The following is a 17,087-nucleotide window of genomic DNA, read 5'->3' as shown; positions in this document are numbered from 1 at the left end:
AGAGTCCTATGCTGCGCCACCGAAAAGGCCCGGCGCGGCTTTTTGAGGATGCTGTCGCATCCAGCGGTCTGCCGGGGCGAGTTTTGCTGAAACTACTGGCCTGGCTGCCGCGTCTTCATGGAGGGCCGAAGATCGGCCCCTGCGTGAGTCTCATCGTGCAAGGTTTCATGCTGCAGGCCGCACGACTGCAGAGAGGTAATCGAGGTGGAAGTATGAGTAGGTTGCATCGGGTCCCGCTGGTTCTGTTCTGTCTTTCGTTCCTCCCTCTCGCGGCATTCTCACAGCAGCAGGCACCGTCGGCGGAGCAGCTGCCAGCGGCCTCCGTGCCAATCCCTGAAGCGCGAGACGCTAACCTGACGCTGGATGTTGTGGTGACCGATCGGTCGGGGAAGCCCAGAACAGGTCTCACGCAGAGTGACTTTGTCGTGCGGGACAATAACCAGATCCGAAAGATCCTCTCGTTCCGCGCTGTGGATAGTACTGCTCCCGCCGAGCCGGTGAAGATCATCCTCCTGGTGGATGAGGTAAACACTTCGTTCACTCGTGTCGCGTATGAGCGCGACGAGCTCAAGAAGTTTCTTCTGCAAAACGGTGGCCAATTAGTCCATCCTGTGACGCTGGCCTTCTTCAGTGACACGGGGACAGAGCTGCAGAGCGGCTCCTCGCGTGACGGCAATGCGTTGCTGGCAGAGTTCGATCAGCATGTGACGAAGCTGCGAACCATCAGGCGCTCAGCGGGTTTTTATGGCGCGACGGAGCGCTTCGATCTCTCCCTCAAGGCGATCAGTCTGCTTGCGGCCACCGAGGCGAAGGAGCCGGGACGGAAGATGGTGATCTGGATAAGCCCAGGCTGGCCGATTCTCAGCGGACCGAATATCACGTTGAGTGCGAAGCAGGAGCAGGGGCTGTTTTCGTCGATCGTCTATCTCTCTACGATGCTCCGGCAGGCTCGGATCACGCTCTACAGCATCGATCCGCTGGGGGTGGCCGATGCCGCGACGACCCGCGTCTTTTACTACGAGGAGTTTTTGAAGCCGATATCGAAGCCGCAGGATGCCCAGGCGGGAAACCTTGCGTTGCAGGTGCTGGCGCGACAGAGCGGCGGGCAGGCACTCAACTCCAGCAACGATATTACCGAGCAGATCACACGCTGCGTTCAAGAGGCGGACGCGTTCTATACGCTGACCGTGGAGCCGATGCCGTCGGACCGGCCAAACCAATCTCATGTGGTCGCGGTTAGTGTGGAAGCCCCTGGGCTGACGGCTCGAACGAGAAACCTGTACTACGGCCAGCCGTAAGAATGCCGAGACAGCGAAGCAAAACGCCGGAGCGAGCGACGCTATATGATAGATAGCAGCGTGCATCGGCCCTTTGCGGTGCGCGTCTTCGGGCTTCCGGTCTTGCGGCCAACCACCATCCTTGGAGAACACATCCGTCGTGAATCAACGCAAATCAGCGGTTATTTTGGGTGCCCAGTGGGGCGATGAGGGCAAAGGCAAGATTGTCGACGTGCTTTCGGAGAAGTTCTCCGTGGTGGCGCGCTATGCAGGCGGCCACAATGCCGGCCATACGGTCATCATCAAAGGCAAAAAGTTCGTTCTGCAGCTGATTCCATGCGGCGTTCTGCGGCCGGAGTGCAAGGGTGTCATTGGCAACGGCGTCGTTCTGGACCCCATGGCGTTTTTGAGCGAGGTCAAGAAGTTAAAGGACGCGGGTCTGCCGGTCGACGGTCAGCTCTTCGTGTCGAACCGTGCGCAGGTGATTCTGCCCTACCACCGGATGATCGAACTGGCAGCGGAGAATGCGCCTGGACGCACGAAGATCGGCACGACCAGCCGCGGCATCGGGCCGGCCTACGAAGACAAGATGCATCGCAGCGGACTGCGGGTGGTGGACCTGCTGAACTCGGCGCTGCTGCGGACGCATATTGAGAACGCCTGCCACGAGAAGAACACCATCGCTCATGCGTTGTTCGGCACGGAGCCGCTGGACCCTAAGACGATGTACGAGGAGTACTCACGCGCCGCCGAGCAGATCGCACCCTTTGTGACCGATACGGCGGTGATGTTGAACCAAGAGATCGACAACGGCGGGAAGGTGATGTTCGAAGGGGCGCAGGGCGCGTTGCTGGATATCGACCACGGCACCTATCCCTTCGTGACCTCTTCCTCTTCGACCGCAGGCGGAGCCGTGACGGGTACGGGAGTTGGGCCGACCAGGATCGGCACAGTTATCGGCGTTACCAAGGCTTACGTGACGCGAGTCGGCGAAGGTCCGTTCCCCACCGAGATCCATGATTCTACCAGCGATCTGTTGCGTGCTCGCGGGCAGGAGTATGGTGCGGTGACCGGACGTCCGCGACGCTGCGGCTGGCTCGATCTGCCGCTGCTGCGCTACAGCAACATGATCAACGGGACCGAATGGCTGGTGGTCACCAAGATGGATGTGATGGACGAGTGCGCCGAGATTCCGGTATGCACCGGCTACAAGGTAAACGGCAAGCTGACCGATCTGATTCCCGCGGACATGCCGGGTTACAACGCCATCGAGCCGGTCTACACCAGGCTGAAGGGCTGGAACAGCTCGACCGAGGGGATTACCGAGTTCGACAAGCTGCCGCAGCTGGCGCAGGATTACCTGAAATTTGTAGAGAAGGAGTCCGGGGCGAAGATTGGCATGGTCTCCACCGGCCCGGACCGCGACCAGACCATGAGCCTGCCAGCGTTTGAAGACGCATTGAAGGCATAGGGGAAAAGGCGATTATGCTTAGTTTCAACGTGCGAATGACCTTCGACCAGTCCGACCGCGACGAGATCTACGAGATCCTGTGCCATATCACCGCGGCCTCCAGGAAGGAGCCCGGCTGCGTCAGCTATATCCCGCACTTCGTAGAAGGAGAGGGCTGCACGGTACTTATCTATGAGCAGTATGTGGATGACGCTGCCTTGGAGCATCATAGAGGGACACCTCATTTTCATCAGTACGCGATCGGTGGTCTGTATCAGAAGATGAAAGAACGTCAGGTCGAGAATCTGACCGCTGTTTGTTGATGATTTTCCTGCGCGTCGCTCTGTCTAATGCGTGGAGTCTCGCGTACGACTAAAGTAGTTTTGACGCAACGCGATAAATCGATCTAATATCCGGTACGCTATGGGCTTGTCTGGTCGTCCAATTCGTAGGTCGCTGATGGGCTCTGGCGTGTTGCTGGCGGCCATGGCGATGGGATGGCCTGCGTCGATCGCCTTTGCCGGTCATCTCCAGCCGCTGCATGAGAAGAAGCACGACGCCAAGCGGCAGGTGGAAGCGCTCGAGGAGCAGTGGCGGCAGGCACAGCTGGCGGGCGACGTTGCCACCATGGATAAGCTACTCTCCGACGATTACATCGGCATCTCGATGACCGGCCAGGTCAACACCAAGATGCAGCAACTGGACCGCATGCGGACCCGCAAGTTTGTCCTGACCAAGCTGGACCTGGGCGAAATGCAGGTTAAGCTGGTCGGCTCCATCGCGATTGTGACCTCTCGCGCCCAGGTGGAAGGAACCAACGAAGGCGTAGCGGTTCAGGGAACCTACCGCTATACGCGTGTCTACCAACGGCTGCCTTCCGGGGGATGGAAGATTACGAGCTTTGAGGCTACGAGGGTGCCTGGACCAAGAGATCCGGGCAATCACGATGCGGCAGCACCCAAGGCTGTAAGCAGTGTGCCTCCGGAGGGGCCCTCTTAGCTCCCTTGGATGATTCGGTGGTCTCGGGGCGAATCTCGTTCGAGTAGGCGTGAAAGTCGCGTTTCGAGTGGAAACCCTGTTCGCGGCAGGGTTTTTTCCTATCGCAGCTTTGAAGGTCTTCAAGGCTCTGAAATTCTTCACGATTCTGCGGCGAGCTTTGGAGCGGAGGCCTTATGCGGTCTTCGGTGCAATCACCGTGACGCGTATCTCCCTTGCCTCCCGTGGCGTAATGGGAAGCTCTGATGCTTCGACTGGCCGGGGAAGATTCAACGCAAGCAGTCTGCGATAGAGAGAGCGGGTTGCCCCGGTCAGGCGTGCATCCTCGGACTCATGAGGAAAGAGCGAAAGATATTTGCGAGTCGAGGCTGCGGGCTTGCGCACGGGAACGATATAAGGGCGGCGATCGGGCTTTGATGCGCTGCGATCTTCGTTCGAAGCGGACGGAACCGATCGAAGAGATGCGGGGAGTGTCTGTGAGATATTTTGCATTGAGCCCTCAACGAAGACCAACGTGGCTTCATGCTTCTACACGATAGGACGGAGGCTGGGAGGCTTTGGTTGTATTAAATTTCGAAGGCAGCGCGAAGCCTCTCCCATGTCACATCGAGAGCCTCAGGAAGGACGCGGGTTTCGGCCGTCACCGTCATGAAGTTCGTATCGCCGATCCATCGGGGCAGGGCATGGAGGTGCATGTGAGCGGCGATGCCGGCGCCCGCAGCCTCCCCCAGATTGAGGCCCATGTTGATGCCGCCCGGGCGATAGACCTGCCGGAGGGCCAGCTCCGAACGCTGAGCCAGAGCCATGAACTCCTGGGCGACCTCGACGGGAAGCGCAGCCAGCGTGTCCAGATGTTGATACGGCAGCAGCAGCAGGTGGCCGGTGGCGTAGGGGAAGGCGTTGAGGCAGATAAAGCAGTGTGTTCCACGGTGAACGATATGAGCGGCCTTCTCCGCGGCTTCCGGCTCCATCCCGTGCTCGACCGCGTAGTCGACCGCCGCGATCATATTGCAGAAGACGCAGTGCTTGTCCTCCGCCTCGGTTGGGGGCCAGGCGCTGAGAGCCTCGGGAACCCCGCTTTTGGCCTGCGGTTCCGAGCGGGTGACGTAGCTATAGCGCCAGGGCGTCCAGAGGCGGTCCATTCGGGGAGTATAGCGCGGGGGCTGAGCGCCTCCAGGCTGAGAGTGCGGCCGGACAGGCCGTGGCGAGTCCGATTCCGGTTCGTTCCCTGCGCTTTACCGGGTTTGGCGGACACTCTCTGCATCAAAACCGGACTTTCTGCATCGAACTATGTACGACCTAAGAAGATTTCCTTCACTTCCGAGCATGACATGGTGATGAAAATGCAGGCGAAGAGGCCGGCTTTTGTTGACGTACCGTATGCAAAGTTCTATGCTTTATCAGTGAGCTATTGCGTGTGGGACCCAAGTGCAATAGCTCCTCTGCAAGACCTGATTCCTTCCATCCTGCCGAAGCTGTTGCGGGGATAGAGAAAGCAGCCAGCCTCCCCTCCCGGATTCGCTGATTGCTCCCGCCCACGCGCTGCTCTTAGAGGAAGGAATCTCTTGGATCCCGGAGTCCGCATTCACCATGGTAGAAAACCATAATCCTGACCACAACGAGAGCAAACCCCTGACCACCGAAACGGAAGTCCTAGCGCACGAAGCGACAGCGGCTCACACAGACCTGTCTTCTGAATCCACCTCAACCCAACAGCATGAGACCGCCCACGACGCGTCAAATGTAGCTGCACAGCATGTTGCACCCGCTGCCGCCGCTCATGAATCTGCAGATCACGGAACCGTAGCCACGGTTACCGCTGCAGCCGACGAGTCTGACGATGATTTGAACTACGACGCAGCTGACTTTGCCGCCGCCCTTGCGAACTTCGATCGCGAGCAGGCTGCCGAGTCCGCCGCTGCCCAAAACCTGACCGCAGAAGAGGTCATCGTTACCGGCACCGTCGTCAAGATCACCGACAAGCATGTTGTTGTCGACATCGGGCTTAAGTCTGAAGGTCTCATCCCCCTGGAACAGGTTCTGGACATCAATGGTGTCTCGAAGTTCCAGGCAGGTGACACTGTTGAAGTTGTGGTGGAGCGCGAAGAGTCCGAAGGCGGATACCTGGTCAGCTATGACAAGGCTCTCCGTCACAAGGTCTGGGACAAGCTGGAGCAGGCGGCGAACGACAAGACCCCTGTGAAGGGCATGGTTCTCAGCCGCGTCAAGGGTGGTCTCACCGTTGACATCGGCATCAAGGCGTTCCTCCCCGGCTCGCAGGTCGAGGTTCGCCCCGTCCGCAATCTGGACGGCTACATCGGCACCGAGATTGAAGTTCGCGTCATCAAGCTCAACAAGAAGCGCGGCAACGTCGTCATCAGCCGCAAAGAGCTTCTCGAAGAAGACCAGAACGCCAAGAAGTCCGTCACTCTCTCCACTTTGGAAGAGGGCAGCGTCCTGACTGGCACCGTGAAGAACCTCACCGACTACGGCGCATTCGTCGATATGGGCGGCCTCGATGGCCTGCTCCACATCACCGACATGAGCTGGGGCCGCCTCACCCACCCTCGCGACCTCGTCAATGTTGGCGATGAGATCCAGGTGAAGGTGTTGAAGTTCGACAAGGATAAGCAGCGCGTTTCGCTCGGCTTCAAGCAGCTGACGCCTGACCCATGGCTCGATGCAACCGAGCGTTACCCGATTGGTGCGCAGGTTCGCGGCCGCGTTCTGTCGGTCACCGACTATGGCGCGTTCGTTGAGCTCGAGCAGGGAATCGAAGGTCTCGTTCACGTGTCTGAGATGACCTGGAGCAAGCGGATGAAGCATCCGTCGAAGATGGTCAAGCCCGGCGACGAGGTCGACACCATCATTCTCAGCGTCAACCCGAACGATCGCCGCATCTCGCTCGGCATGAAGCAGCTGCAGGACAATCCGTGGGAGCAGCTCGAAGACAAGTACCCAACGGGTGCCATCATCGAAGGCCGCGTTCGTAACCTGACCGACTTCGGTGCCTTCATCGAGATCGAAGATGGAATCGACGGACTGGTTCACGTCTCGAACCTGAGCTGGACCAAGCGCATCAAGCATCCCTCGGAAGTCCTGAAGAAGGGCGAGAAGGTACGCGCGATCGTCCTCGGCGTTGAGCCTGAGAACCGCCGCCTGTCGCTTGGCGTCAAGCAGCTTCAGCCGGATGTCTGGGATACGTTCTTCGCTCAGCACCGTGTTGGCGATGTCATCAAGGGTAAGATCCTGCGTACGGCTCAGTTTGGTGCCTTCGTTGAGATCGCCGAAGGAGTCGAGGGCCTCTGCCACGTCTCCGAAGCGATCGATGCCGAGGGTAAGCCAGTCTCGATGGATGTGGACTCCGAGCACGAGTTCAAGATCGTCAAGATGAACCAGGAAGAGAAGAAGGTCGGTCTCAGCATCCGTGCCGTTGGTGAAGAAGCCAGCCGCGCAGAGGTCGAGAGCTACAAGGAGCGCGAGAAGTCGCCTAAGGGCAACAACTCCGGTTCGTCTTCCTCCTCCTCGTCAGGCAACAGCAGCAGCACCACGCTGGGCGATCTGATCAACTGGAAGCGTTCTGAATCTGAGCGTGACTAAGCTCGAATAAGCAAGCAGTAAAAAGGCCATCCCGCTTGGGATGGCCTTTTTATGTCTTTCGACAGAGGGCAAACGGATCGATGCTGCTCGGCGAAGGCTGTTATGCGGAGAGAGTGTGCATGGAGGCTGGCGACTCGATCGCTCCGGTAGCCATCTTCGCAGAGGCGCGGCGCATGACCTCGAGCTCAGCCGGGGCAAAGAGCTCCGGCGGAATTCCACCGACAGCCACATGCCCAGGATCGTCGCCCAGAGCCATCGAGATCTGGTTCCAACGAAGGAACGGCGAGGTGGTTGGGAGAGTGATGATGCGGCGCTTCGGCTCAGGGAACGCGAAGTAGGTTGACCAGGTCAATAAAGTAATGCCAACGGCGAGGCCGTTAATCACACTAAACATGGAGTACATGTTTGAGTTATGCGCGATCCAGGCTGAATTGACCAGACTGATCGTCGCAAGGAAACCCAGACCTAGACTGATGCCGAAGATCCTGCTCCGATAAGAAAGCCCCATAGGGCGGATGGCAAAGCACACAAAGAGCAGCAAGCAAAGAGTAAGAATGCTTGAGGTTTGCTGAAGCTGCGTGATCATAGCAACCATGAAGTTGATTCCGGAGAGGTGCGGAGTGACGGCGACGCCTACTGCAACCGCAACCGAAATAGCAGCTACCCATCGGAAAACCAACATCCCTAGTGTTTGGAGTCCTTTAAGCGGTGCCATTGCAAGCTTGAAGATGCTGTAGATTACGAGCAGAGAAAGCACTGCTTCAAGAGCGTAACCGGACCAATAAACATAAAAGTAAATCTGGTATGCCAGATGACGTTCCATCCCAAAGTGTGCACTGACATAGATCAGGCTTAAGCACGCTAGGGAACAAACCAGACGCACCCCCATGAGTGCCGTGAGATACGCAAACTGGCGAGCATTCTTGCCGCGAATCAAAAACGTGATGACAATCAGGCAAAGTAGGGGCTCGAGGTATTCAAGGAACGAAACTAAGCTTGCTGAGGATACGTTCATAGGCTCTGTACCTTATCGACAGAGCTAGCGTAGCCTAATGCAGTAGCGCACACAAGAAATAAATACCTGAATTATGCAAAAAGGTGCCTTTGCTCAACGCCCTTTCATTCCGCACGCATTCGGATCGCTCGGCGCACAAGTGGGAACCGGTAACATGCTGACGCGGCTGGCAACTACCTTTTTCTTCGCGGAGGCATTGGAGGTCTGGGTTGTGGCAGCTACACCGGTGAGGACGAGGACGACGACGAAAGCGCGAACGATGTGTTTCATGGGGATCCCTTAAGAGTTATTTTTGTAAGTGGCTGAAAATAAGCTTGTAAAGAAGGAAACCACTATCAACGACCGATCATCCCACAGGCATTAGGATCGTTCGGAGCGCAGGTTGGAACGGGCAACATACTGACGCGGCTGGCGACTACCTTGTTCTTGGCGGAGGCGTTGGAGGTCTGGGTTGTGGCAGCTGCACCGGTGAGGACGAGGACGACAACAAAAGCGCGAACGATATGTTTCATAACGAGATACCCCCAAAGTTGTATTTCTGTAAAAAGATTTCTCTGGACAAACCAGATGATGTAACCATAGGATACAAACTGGACTAAGTCTAATAGAATCAGTTATATAAAAAAGTATATAACAGTTTATATTACTAAAGTAACGTAAGCATCTTCACGGATGGGTGATGCTTATAGACGTGCCGATTCTGGGATCAAATGTTGAACGGCCTGTTAGGTAGAGCTTTTGTCACGGGGCGCGAGTCGTCACGGTCAGGCTCGATGCCACTAACGTGTGGCTGGCTCTTAGTTAGAAGACTTCCGATTGGGCGGGGCCAGAGCCAGCCGCAGAGAAAGTGCCGGCGGGAACTAGGGAAAAACAGCAAGGTCCCATCAGATGAAGGTGTCTGATGGGACTTTTTTCTTCTCTTGAAGCCGAAATGTTTTGCGCACCCACTTCAGCCTGAAACCGATGGCAAAAAGGAGTATTTTCTTAGGCTTGAGCAGGCGTAGGAGCAAGAGGCTCGGCGGGCTTGGAGCCGGAAGCCGGAGTAGCTGAGGAGGCAGCCTTCTTTGGGGCAGCCTCAACCTTCTTGGACGGAGCGAGGATGGCATGGAGCGTGGTGCCTTCCATGCGGGGCATGAACTCCACCAAGCCGGCATCGCCTATATCCAGAATGAGGCGATTGATGATTTTATAGCCAAGGTCGCGATGCGCCATCTGGCGGCCCTTGAAGCGCAGGGAGGCCTTGACCTTGTCGCCCTCTCCCAGGAAACGGACAGCCTGGTTCTTCTTGGTCTGATAGTCGTGCTCGTCCACGGTCACGGAGAACTTGACCTCTTTGATGACGATGACCTTCTGTTTCTTGCGGGCAGCGCGGTCGCTCTTGTCTTTCTCGTAGAGGAACTTTCCGTAGTCCTGAATCTTGCAGACAGGGGGAACGGCGTTGGGTGATATCTCAACCAGATCGAGCGAACGCTCGCGGGCCATCTTGAGGGCGTCGAAGGGAGCCATGACGCCGAGCTGTTCGCCATTTTCGTCGATGACGCGAATCTCGCGGGCGCGGATGCGTTCGTTGGTGCGGATAAAAGACTTGGCGGAACGTTTATCAATTGGTGGAATAAGTCGCCTCCACAGCGGATTTTCTCAGCCGCCATGCGTTTGTTTAGGGTTTAGATGCAAATCTTACGAAAGGTTGCACCGCAACGTGAAGTATAACACTTCGCGCACCAAGCCCCCTGTAATCAGCGAAGAAGATCGAACGTTGTGGGCTTCGAGTGGGAGCCTTCCAGAGCAGGACTCTTCAACGTCGGGACCCTTCCGCTTTGGAATCGTGCGCTCGATCATGTATGTTTGCACGGAAGCCTTCGAAGGGGAACTGAATGAGACGCCGTATTCTGTTGGTCGATGATGAAGTCGCTGTTCTGCTGACCCTGAAGGCTGTGCTGGAGATCAGCGGCTTCGATGTGGACACAGCCGCCTCCGCGCGCGAGGGCATCTCGAAGCTGCACACCCGCGAGTATCAGATGCTGATTACCGACATGCGCATGGAGCACGATGTTGCCGGTATCGAGGTGATCAAGGCCGCGCGGTTGGCCAACTACCATCCCGCGGTTGCGTTGTTGACAGCCTTCCCTGTCGCCGAAGAGGACTGGCAGGAGATGGGCGCTGATCAACTTCTGGTCAAGCCCATGCATACGCGGATACTCCTCCAGCAGATTGAAGACCTGATCGCCTCGCACGAGCGAAAGTTAGCGGCTCTTGGCTTGACGCTAACCGCGTCGAACCCCGCTGCTGCTAAGGCGACTGGCAAAAAGAAAACAACCGTCAAGAAAGCGGTCGGCAAAAAAGCGGTCGGCAAAAAAGCGGTTGTCAAGAAAGCGATTGCGAAGAAGGTTGCCACTAGAACGTCGCCGGCCAAGAAGGCTGCTACCGCGAAGACGCCAATCCGAAAGAAGTCCGTCGTCAAGAAAGCTATCGTCAAAAAAGCTATCGCGAAGAAGGCGACAAAGGCCGCCGCCAAGTCGAAGCCTGCACGCCGTCGAACAAAGTCCTGATCTGGCAGCTTTGCGCGCACTAGCTTGTGGTGTGTTCCTTGATGTAAGTGCGCAGCGACAGGTTGAGCTTCAGTGCTTTTTCCACGCCACCATCGAGCATCCGCAGCCAGTCCGAAGCCGGTTCTTTCAGCTCGGTGGTGCTCAGCAGATAGCTCGTCTGCACAATAATCTCGAGTGCATTGCTGAGATCGTGTGCGATTCTGCGCATCTCGACTGAGATATCTTCCGGAATCTTTTCAACGTTTGTCCCCTGGGAGGGAGCCTTGGGTTCGTTCATGGAAATGGGTCAGCCTTCCTTAGGATCTATACGCGGTTGCCGGGAAGAAGACTCGCAATCTCCGATCCTGCATTGAACCATGTTTCGTTATTGGATGCGCAAGGTCCCCACTCCGGACGTCTCCTTCTTCGGGGGATGTCCGCCTCCCGGAAACCTGCGCCACACTGGCAGCGACAACATTGACAGCAGCTGTCGCGTTTGTAAAACTAGAGACTCGCGGTTAGCGTGCTCCGGCCTTTGCGGTGGGGCGAATGACACCGTGCCGTAGTGGCGGAATTGGCAGACGCGCATGGTTCAGGTCCATGTACTCGCAAGGGTGTGGGGGTTCGAGTCCCCCCTTCGGCACCAAAGTTTCAACCTCGGTTGCAGGCAGGCAGCTTTCAATAGCCGCCAACGACAGCCGAGTGTTGGTCGAACCGGTCGCATCCGGAGCTGACCACAAGGCCATCGCAAGGGGACTATGCCCACTCAGCTCGACCAGATTCTTGCGCACACGCTCCTACAGGTAAGAGCTCGCAAGGCGGTCGCGGACTTTGGGCTGCTTGAGAGCATGGCCGCCGCCCACATCCCCCGCGGCTTCCGTGCCGGCCTCCAGGCAGCTGCAAAAAATGGCCCCGCCATCATCGCCGAGATTAAAAAAGCCTCTCCCTCCAAGGGCCTCATCCGCAGCAACTTCTATCCTGCCACCCTCGCCAAAACCTTCGAGTCCTCCGGCGCCGCTGCCCTCTCCGTCCTCACCGACGAGGAGTTCTTCCAGGGTTCGCTCGCCTACCTCGAACAGGCATCGAGCGTCGTCGACATCCCCTGCCTCCGCAAGGACTTCATCCTCGATCCCTTTCAGATCCTCGAAGCCCGCGCCTACGGAGCCGATGCGATCTTGCTCATCATCTCCGCGCACAGCGACGAGGCGCTCAGCGATCTGCGCGTCGAAGCCAGCTCACGCGGCCTCGACGTCCTCTGCGAGACCCACGACCGCGAAGAGATGGAACGCGCCATCGCTTTGGGCTTCGACCTCATCGGTGTCAACAGCCGCGATCTGCGCACCTTCTCCGTACGCACCGAAGTTCTCTTCGAGCTCGCCGCATCCGTACCGAAAGACGTCGTCACCGTAGCCGAGAGCGGCATCCGCACCGCCGAAGACATCGCCAGGCTGCGAGCCGTCGGATATGATGCCTTCCTCATCGGCGAGACGCTCATGCGGCAGCCCAACCCCGCAGCCGCGCTCGCCACCCTTCTGGATCGTGAGCTCTCCTCCGACATCTAATCAGAAGGCGCGCGAGCGAAGCCGGCCAACCTCATGTGGATTAAGATCTGCGCCAACACTAGCCTCGAAGATGCAAAACTAGCCGCCGAACTTGGCGCCGATGCGCTCGGCTTCGTCTTCGCCCCCAGCCCGCGCCGCATCACCTCTGCCGAGGTCGCAAAGATTACGCCGCATCTTCCATCCACCGTCGAGCGCGTAGGCGTCTTCCACGCAGTCGATGCTTACGAGATCGCGCGCGCAGCCCATGAGGCCGGTCTCACCGCAGTGCAGCTCCACAGCGGCGTCGACTTCGCCCTTCTGCATCGCCTCCACAAGCTCTTCGCCGGGCAGGTCTCCCTCATCCAGACCGTTCACTGGCAAGTCGATGCCGACGCCGCCAGCGCAGTGATCGTAGCCTCGGAGCTGCGCAAGATTGCAGCTGACGGCTTAGTAGATCGTGTTCTGATCGATTCGAAGGTAGGCGCAGTCCTCGGGGGCACTGGCGTCGCGTTTGACTGGGACATCGCGCGCAGCATCTTCGACGAAGCCCCGCCTCAGCTCAAGCTCATTGTGGCAGGTGGCCTCCGCGCCGAAAACGTAGCGGAGGCTATCCAGGGGCTCAATCCTTGGGGGGTCGATGTCGCAAGTGGTGTGGAGGCGGTGCCGGGCAGAAAAAGCCCGGAAAAACTAGCGGTATTTATTCGGAAGGCGCGTGAGTCGAAGGTCGATTCGATCTGACCTAAGTTTGGTTTGATCTCAACTCAGCGGCAGCGAAGAACACTCGTTTACGCGTGGTGCGGGTATGAGTGTTCAATGTGAGCCTTTGGGGCGCGGTCGTGATACCCCTGTGACCGCAGATGCGCTGCGGGCTGCTTTGGTGCTGCCGAAGCGAGTGCAGGAACCAGTGCCAGTAGGAACGCGATAGAAATTCTCAGTTTCATAGAGCAACCTTTCTACGTATTTATTAAGACGCGTAGGCGATGTCCCCGGATTCACATTTCTCCGCCGGATCACCACAAATGCTGGGTATTTGGATATACCCCGAAAGCGGGACAAACCCAGTATCGCCTCAAAAATAGCGATAAAAATTGAATCCCGCCGTCGGGTGCCGCAAGCTGTATTGCGTAACTGGTTATTACCTGCCGAAATGCCCCAACCACTCCACAAGATCAACAGCCCGCTCCACTGAGTCATGGACGGATCTAGATACTTGCTTTTAGCAACTATTTAATCTTAAACTCCACCTATGCTTGGCACCAACCTCGAAGAACGGAATCAGGTCTCCGCAGTACGAGAGTTCAACCGCTTCTACACAGCGCGGCTGGGCTTGCTGCGAAAGCGGCATCTGGATGGGGAGTTTTCGCTGACGGAGGCGCGGATTCTCTATGAGATCGGAGCCAATCCCCGCCAGACTGCGTCCTCGTTACGCAACACGCTCTGCCTCGACGCCGGATACATCAGTCGATGCCTCGCTCTGCTCACACGGCGAAGGCTGGTACGCCAGGTCGCTTCAAAGCAGGACGGCCGCGAGAGGCTGCTTACCCTCTCGACATCAGGAGCCAGAGCCGTAGCAAAGCTCAACGAACAGTCTGAGTTACAAATACAGCAGCTGCTCGCAGGCCTCGATTCCCCCGACCGCGAGGTGCTGCTTGATTCGCTCTCGAAGGTTCGTTCCATTCTGAGTCGGCCGAAAGAACCTTCTCTGCGAATCGTTCGCGTATCGAAGTGCAGCGACGAGGTGCTTCAACTTCTGCAGGAGTACTACGATGCAATCAACGTCGTGGTACGGGATACGCTCCCTTCGATCCGGAAGATCATCGACGGCGCCTCCTCCGGCGTGTGGCTCGCTCATCTGGACGACAAGCCGGTTGGCTGCGTCCTCCTGCGTAAGATGACCTCAACTCCGTTTGCCGGCGAATGCAAGCGGCTCTACGTGCAGCCTGCCGCCCGCGGGCACGGCATCGCAGACAAGCTTATGGATGCGCTGGAGGAGTTCGCCCGAAGCAGGGAGTTGCGTTGGATCTACCTTGATAGCCACGACGGTTTGAAGACTGCAATTGCGCTGTATTGCAAGCGTGGTTACGTTCCCTGTGAACGCTACAACGACAACCCCCAGGCGACCGTCTTCCTTCGTAAAAACATCTCTTAGAAACTGTCCTGCCGGACGGGCCTCCTGCGCGGAGCGCGGGCGTTCGCACGCCTTTTTAAAGCTTCGCGTGGTTCTCCCGTTGGTCGGAATCAATCTTTCCTCGCGACCAACGGGAGAACCACGCGAAGCGGTATACACGTCACGAAGTGACCGCTGCCCGCGTAGGGCGCCCGTCCGGCAGGACAGTCTCTACCGGTTTAACTCCCTCACCAGAAAAGCATATTGATCCACTGTCGCTTCAATTCTCTTACTCAGCGGCATTCCCGCCCCATGTCCCGCGCGCGTCTCCACCCGAATCAGAATCGGATTCGAGCCAGTCTGTGCCGCCTGCAGAGCTGCGGTGTACTTGAAGCTGTGCGCCGGATAGACTCGGTCGTCGTGGTCGCCCGTGGTAATCAACGTCGCCGGATAGGCCACGCCCGGCCGAACATTGTGCAGCGGCGAGTACTTGTAGATCGCGGCAAACTCCTCCGCGTTCTCTGAAGGAGATCCATACTCTTCCTTCCATGCCCAGCCGATCGTGAACTTATCGAAGCGCAACATATCCATCACACCAACCTGCGCGACTACGGCACCAAAGAGATCCGCCCGCTGCAGCTCACAGGCTGCCACCAGCAGACCGCCGTTGCTTCCGCCGGAGATGGCCAGCTTCGCCGCCGAGGTGTACCTGTTCTCGATCAGCCACTCGGCTGCCGCAATGAAATCGTCGAAGACGTTCTGCTTCTTCAGTCGAGTTCCGGCCTCGTGCCACGCCTCGCCATACTCGCCGCCGCCTCGCAGGCTGGGCTGTGCGTAGACCCCGCCCATCTCCATCCACATCACATGCGCGGAAGAGAACTCCGGCATCAACGGCACATTGAAGCCGCCATACGCATACAGTAGTGTCGGCGCACTGCCGTCGAGCATAAGGCCCTTCTTGTGGCTGATAAACATTGGAACGCGCGTACCGTCCTTGCTGATGTAGAAGATCTGCGTCGTCTCATAGAGCGCCGGATCGAACAACAACTTCGGCTGTCGATAGATGGTTGACTGGCGCGTCTTCATATCCAGTCGGTAGATCGTGCCCGGCGTCGTAAAGTTGGTGAACTGGTAGAAGGTCTCGGTATCCTCGCGCAGTCCGCCGAAGCCGTAGGCGGTGCCGATCGCGGGCAGCTTCAGCCGTTCGATCAACTGACCATCAAGACTGCGAAGTTCGATCAGGCTCTGCGCATCGGCAAGATAGTTCGCGATAAACGTATTGTCGATGATCGAGATGTCGCTCAGCTTGTTTTTGCTCTCGGGAATTACCGTCTTCCAGTGTTCGCGCTCAGGATGATTCAGGTCAATGGAGATGACCTTACCGTTAGGAGCATCGAGCGTTGTGAGCAGCCAGAAGAGAGAGCCGTCGTTGTTAATCGGTGCGTAGGTGGCATCCGCAGTTTCGATCAGCCGCAGAGTCGCAGACTCGGGCTGCTGAAGATTCTTGATGGCGATCTCGTTGTTCGGACTTGTGCCTTTGCTCTGATAGAGCACCAGGTATCTCCCGTCATCAGTCACGTTCGCCCCGAGATTCAACTCCTTGTCGTCGGGACGGTCGAAGACGAGCTTGTCCTCGCTCTGCGGTGTACCCAGTTTGTGAAAGAACACCTTGTGAAAGTAGTTGGCAGCCTTCAGCGCCTCAGCCGCAGGCGCGTCGTAGCCCTCGTAGAAGAAGCCGCTGCCGTCCTTGAGCCACGCGGCCCCGCTGAACTTCGACCACTCGACGATATCGGGCAGGTCCTTGCCGGTGGTGACATCGCGCACATGCCACTTCACCCAATCGCTGCCTGCGTCCGCGATCGAGTACGCTGCCAGTGATCCATCGTCGGTGATGCTGAGGCCGCTGATCGCAACCGTGCCATCGGCCGAGAAGATATTCGGATCGAGCAGCACCTTCGGCTCACCCTCCAGCCCCTCGTGCCAGTAGATGACGTTCTGATTCTGCAACCCGCTGTTGTGCGAGTAGAAGTATCGCTCGCCTCGCCGCGCGGGAGCGGTGTATCGCTCGAAGTCGATCAGTTCCATCAGCCGCTTCTGCATCGCCTCGCGAGAGGGGACCTCCGCAAGATAGCTCTGTGTCAGTTCATTCTCGGCATCCACCCAGACCTTCAACTCGGCGGAGTCGACATCCTCCATCCATCGGTAAGGATCGCTGACCGAAGTGCCAAAGTAGTCGTCCGTCTGCTCCACCTTGCGGGCAGTAGGATACGTGAGAGCTGAGGTCGTCGCAGGGGAGGTCATCGCAGGGGAGGGTGAAGCAATAGCAGGGGTCGTAGTCATCAAGTCAACTTTCGGTTCAATTCTCGTTCCAGGGGGAGGTCAGACAGCCACCCTCGGACTATAACTTAGATGAGTGACTCTGAAGTAAGTCGCCGCGAGGCAGTAGAGATTCCTGTCGTGTGGACGCAAATGGGAAAATTTTCTTTCGACCGCCCGGGAGGCAGAAAGTAAACCGGCAAGTCCGAAAATAAAGTTGAGATTTGTGGCGCATCTTTCGGTTGCAGAAAAGTGAC

At 57.6% G+C, this 17,087-nt stretch carries 17 protein-coding genes and 1 tRNA gene; 10 read left to right on the top strand and 8 right to left on the bottom strand.

The window, feature by feature from the left end; all coding sequences use genetic code 11:
- The first annotated feature begins 8 nt into the window (after nucleotides 1-8).
- The 4 genes from HDF08_RS18170 to HDF08_RS18155 all read left to right on the top strand — a co-directional run bounded on the left by HDF08_RS18170 (nucleotide 9) and on the right by HDF08_RS18155 (nucleotide 3,726).
- Nucleotides 9-1,298, top strand: coding sequence for a VWA domain-containing protein (locus HDF08_RS18170; RefSeq protein WP_179640109.1), 1,290 nt, complete (start codon nucleotides 9-11; stop codon nucleotides 1,296-1,298).
- Nucleotides 1,299-1,437: 139 nt separating this feature from the next.
- Entirely contained in the window at nucleotides 1,438-2,748 is a 1,311-nt protein-coding gene (locus HDF08_RS18165; protein WP_179640108.1) for an adenylosuccinate synthase, read from the top strand.
- Nucleotides 2,749-2,762: 14 nt separating this feature from the next.
- Complete coding sequence (locus HDF08_RS18160; protein WP_179640107.1) at nucleotides 2,763-3,050, top strand: putative quinol monooxygenase; 288 nt, start codon at nucleotides 2,763-2,765, stop codon at nucleotides 3,048-3,050.
- Nucleotides 3,051-3,186: 136 nt separating this feature from the next.
- Nucleotides 3,187-3,726: a nuclear transport factor 2 family protein gene (locus HDF08_RS18155; RefSeq protein WP_257031263.1), complete on the top strand. Its 540-nt coding sequence runs from the start codon at nucleotides 3,187-3,189 to the stop codon at nucleotides 3,724-3,726.
- A gap of 171 nt (nucleotides 3,727-3,897) precedes the next feature.
- Here HDF08_RS18155 and HDF08_RS18150 read toward each other — a convergent pair whose 3' ends face one another.
- The gene (locus HDF08_RS18150; protein ID WP_179640105.1) at nucleotides 3,898-4,215 is read right to left on the bottom strand and encodes a hypothetical protein; all 318 of its coding nucleotides are present in this window, start codon (nucleotides 4,213-4,215) and stop codon (nucleotides 3,898-3,900) included.
- A 74-nt stretch (nucleotides 4,216-4,289) separates the two neighbouring features.
- A complete protein-coding gene (locus HDF08_RS18145) occupies nucleotides 4,290-4,865 on the bottom strand; it encodes an HIT family protein (RefSeq protein ID WP_179640104.1) in 576 nt (191 codons plus the stop codon).
- 448 nt (nucleotides 4,866-5,313) lie between these two features.
- Here HDF08_RS18145 and HDF08_RS18140 point away from each other — a divergent pair, with 448 nt between their 5' ends.
- Nucleotides 5,314-7,323, top strand: coding sequence for a 30S ribosomal protein S1 (locus HDF08_RS18140; protein ID WP_179640103.1), 2,010 nt, complete (start codon nucleotides 5,314-5,316; stop codon nucleotides 7,321-7,323).
- A 100-nt stretch (nucleotides 7,324-7,423) separates the two neighbouring features.
- On the opposite strand, the gene HDF08_RS21845 is transcribed toward HDF08_RS18140, so the two are convergent.
- The 4 genes from HDF08_RS21845 to infC form a co-directional block, all read right to left on the bottom strand.
- Nucleotides 7,424-8,005, bottom strand: coding sequence for a hypothetical protein (locus HDF08_RS21845; protein ID WP_257031262.1), 582 nt, complete (start codon nucleotides 8,003-8,005; stop codon nucleotides 7,424-7,426).
- Between the two features lie 426 nt (nucleotides 8,006-8,431).
- A complete protein-coding gene (locus HDF08_RS18130; RefSeq protein ID WP_179640101.1) occupies nucleotides 8,432-8,608 on the bottom strand; it encodes a hypothetical protein in 177 nt (58 codons plus the stop codon).
- A gap of 65 nt (nucleotides 8,609-8,673) precedes the next feature.
- On the bottom strand, nucleotides 8,674-8,850 hold the full coding sequence (locus tag HDF08_RS18125) for a hypothetical protein (protein ID WP_179640100.1): 177 nt from the start codon (nucleotides 8,848-8,850) through the stop codon (nucleotides 8,674-8,676).
- 472 nt (nucleotides 8,851-9,322) lie between these two features.
- Nucleotides 9,323-9,916, bottom strand: coding sequence for a translation initiation factor IF-3 (gene infC / locus HDF08_RS18120; RefSeq protein WP_455569284.1), 594 nt, complete (start codon nucleotides 9,914-9,916; stop codon nucleotides 9,323-9,325).
- Between the two features lie 296 nt (nucleotides 9,917-10,212).
- Between infC and HDF08_RS18115 the strand changes: the two genes are divergently transcribed.
- On the top strand, nucleotides 10,213-10,887 hold the full coding sequence (locus HDF08_RS18115; RefSeq protein ID WP_179640099.1) for a response regulator: 675 nt from the start codon (nucleotides 10,213-10,215) through the stop codon (nucleotides 10,885-10,887).
- Between the two features lie 19 nt (nucleotides 10,888-10,906).
- Here HDF08_RS18115 and HDF08_RS18110 read toward each other — a convergent pair whose 3' ends face one another.
- Entirely contained in the window at nucleotides 10,907-11,164 is a 258-nt protein-coding gene (locus tag HDF08_RS18110) for a hypothetical protein (RefSeq protein WP_179640098.1), read from the bottom strand.
- Between the two features lie 261 nt (nucleotides 11,165-11,425).
- Between HDF08_RS18110 and HDF08_RS18105 the strand changes: the two genes are divergently transcribed.
- The 4 genes from HDF08_RS18105 to HDF08_RS18090 all read left to right on the top strand — a co-directional run bounded on the left by HDF08_RS18105 (nucleotide 11,426) and on the right by HDF08_RS18090 (nucleotide 14,556).
- Nucleotides 11,426-11,512: transfer RNA gene (locus tag HDF08_RS18105), tRNA-Leu, on the top strand.
- 112 nt (nucleotides 11,513-11,624) lie between these two features.
- Nucleotides 11,625-12,428, top strand: a complete 804-nt coding sequence (gene trpC, locus HDF08_RS18100) for an indole-3-glycerol phosphate synthase TrpC (protein WP_179640097.1) — start codon at nucleotides 11,625-11,627, stop codon at nucleotides 12,426-12,428.
- A gap of 33 nt (nucleotides 12,429-12,461) precedes the next feature.
- Complete coding sequence (locus HDF08_RS18095) at nucleotides 12,462-13,145, top strand: phosphoribosylanthranilate isomerase (protein ID WP_179640096.1); 684 nt, start codon at nucleotides 12,462-12,464, stop codon at nucleotides 13,143-13,145.
- 508 nt (nucleotides 13,146-13,653) lie between these two features.
- Nucleotides 13,654-14,556, top strand: a complete 903-nt coding sequence (locus HDF08_RS18090; protein WP_179640095.1) for a bifunctional helix-turn-helix transcriptional regulator/GNAT family N-acetyltransferase — start codon at nucleotides 13,654-13,656, stop codon at nucleotides 14,554-14,556.
- Nucleotides 14,557-14,745: 189 nt separating this feature from the next.
- On the opposite strand, the gene HDF08_RS18085 is transcribed toward HDF08_RS18090, so the two are convergent.
- A complete protein-coding gene (locus tag HDF08_RS18085) occupies nucleotides 14,746-16,854 on the bottom strand; it encodes a prolyl oligopeptidase family serine peptidase (protein WP_257031261.1) in 2,109 nt (702 codons plus the stop codon).
- Nucleotides 16,855-17,087: the final 233 nt, after the last annotated feature.

Source organism: Tunturiibacter empetritectus (assembly GCF_013410875.1).
Taxonomy (GTDB): domain Bacteria; phylum Acidobacteriota; class Terriglobia; order Terriglobales; family Acidobacteriaceae; genus Edaphobacter; species Edaphobacter empetritectus.
Note: the sequence above shows the minus strand (reverse complement) of the source record. Positions and strands in the feature narration are given on the sequence as shown.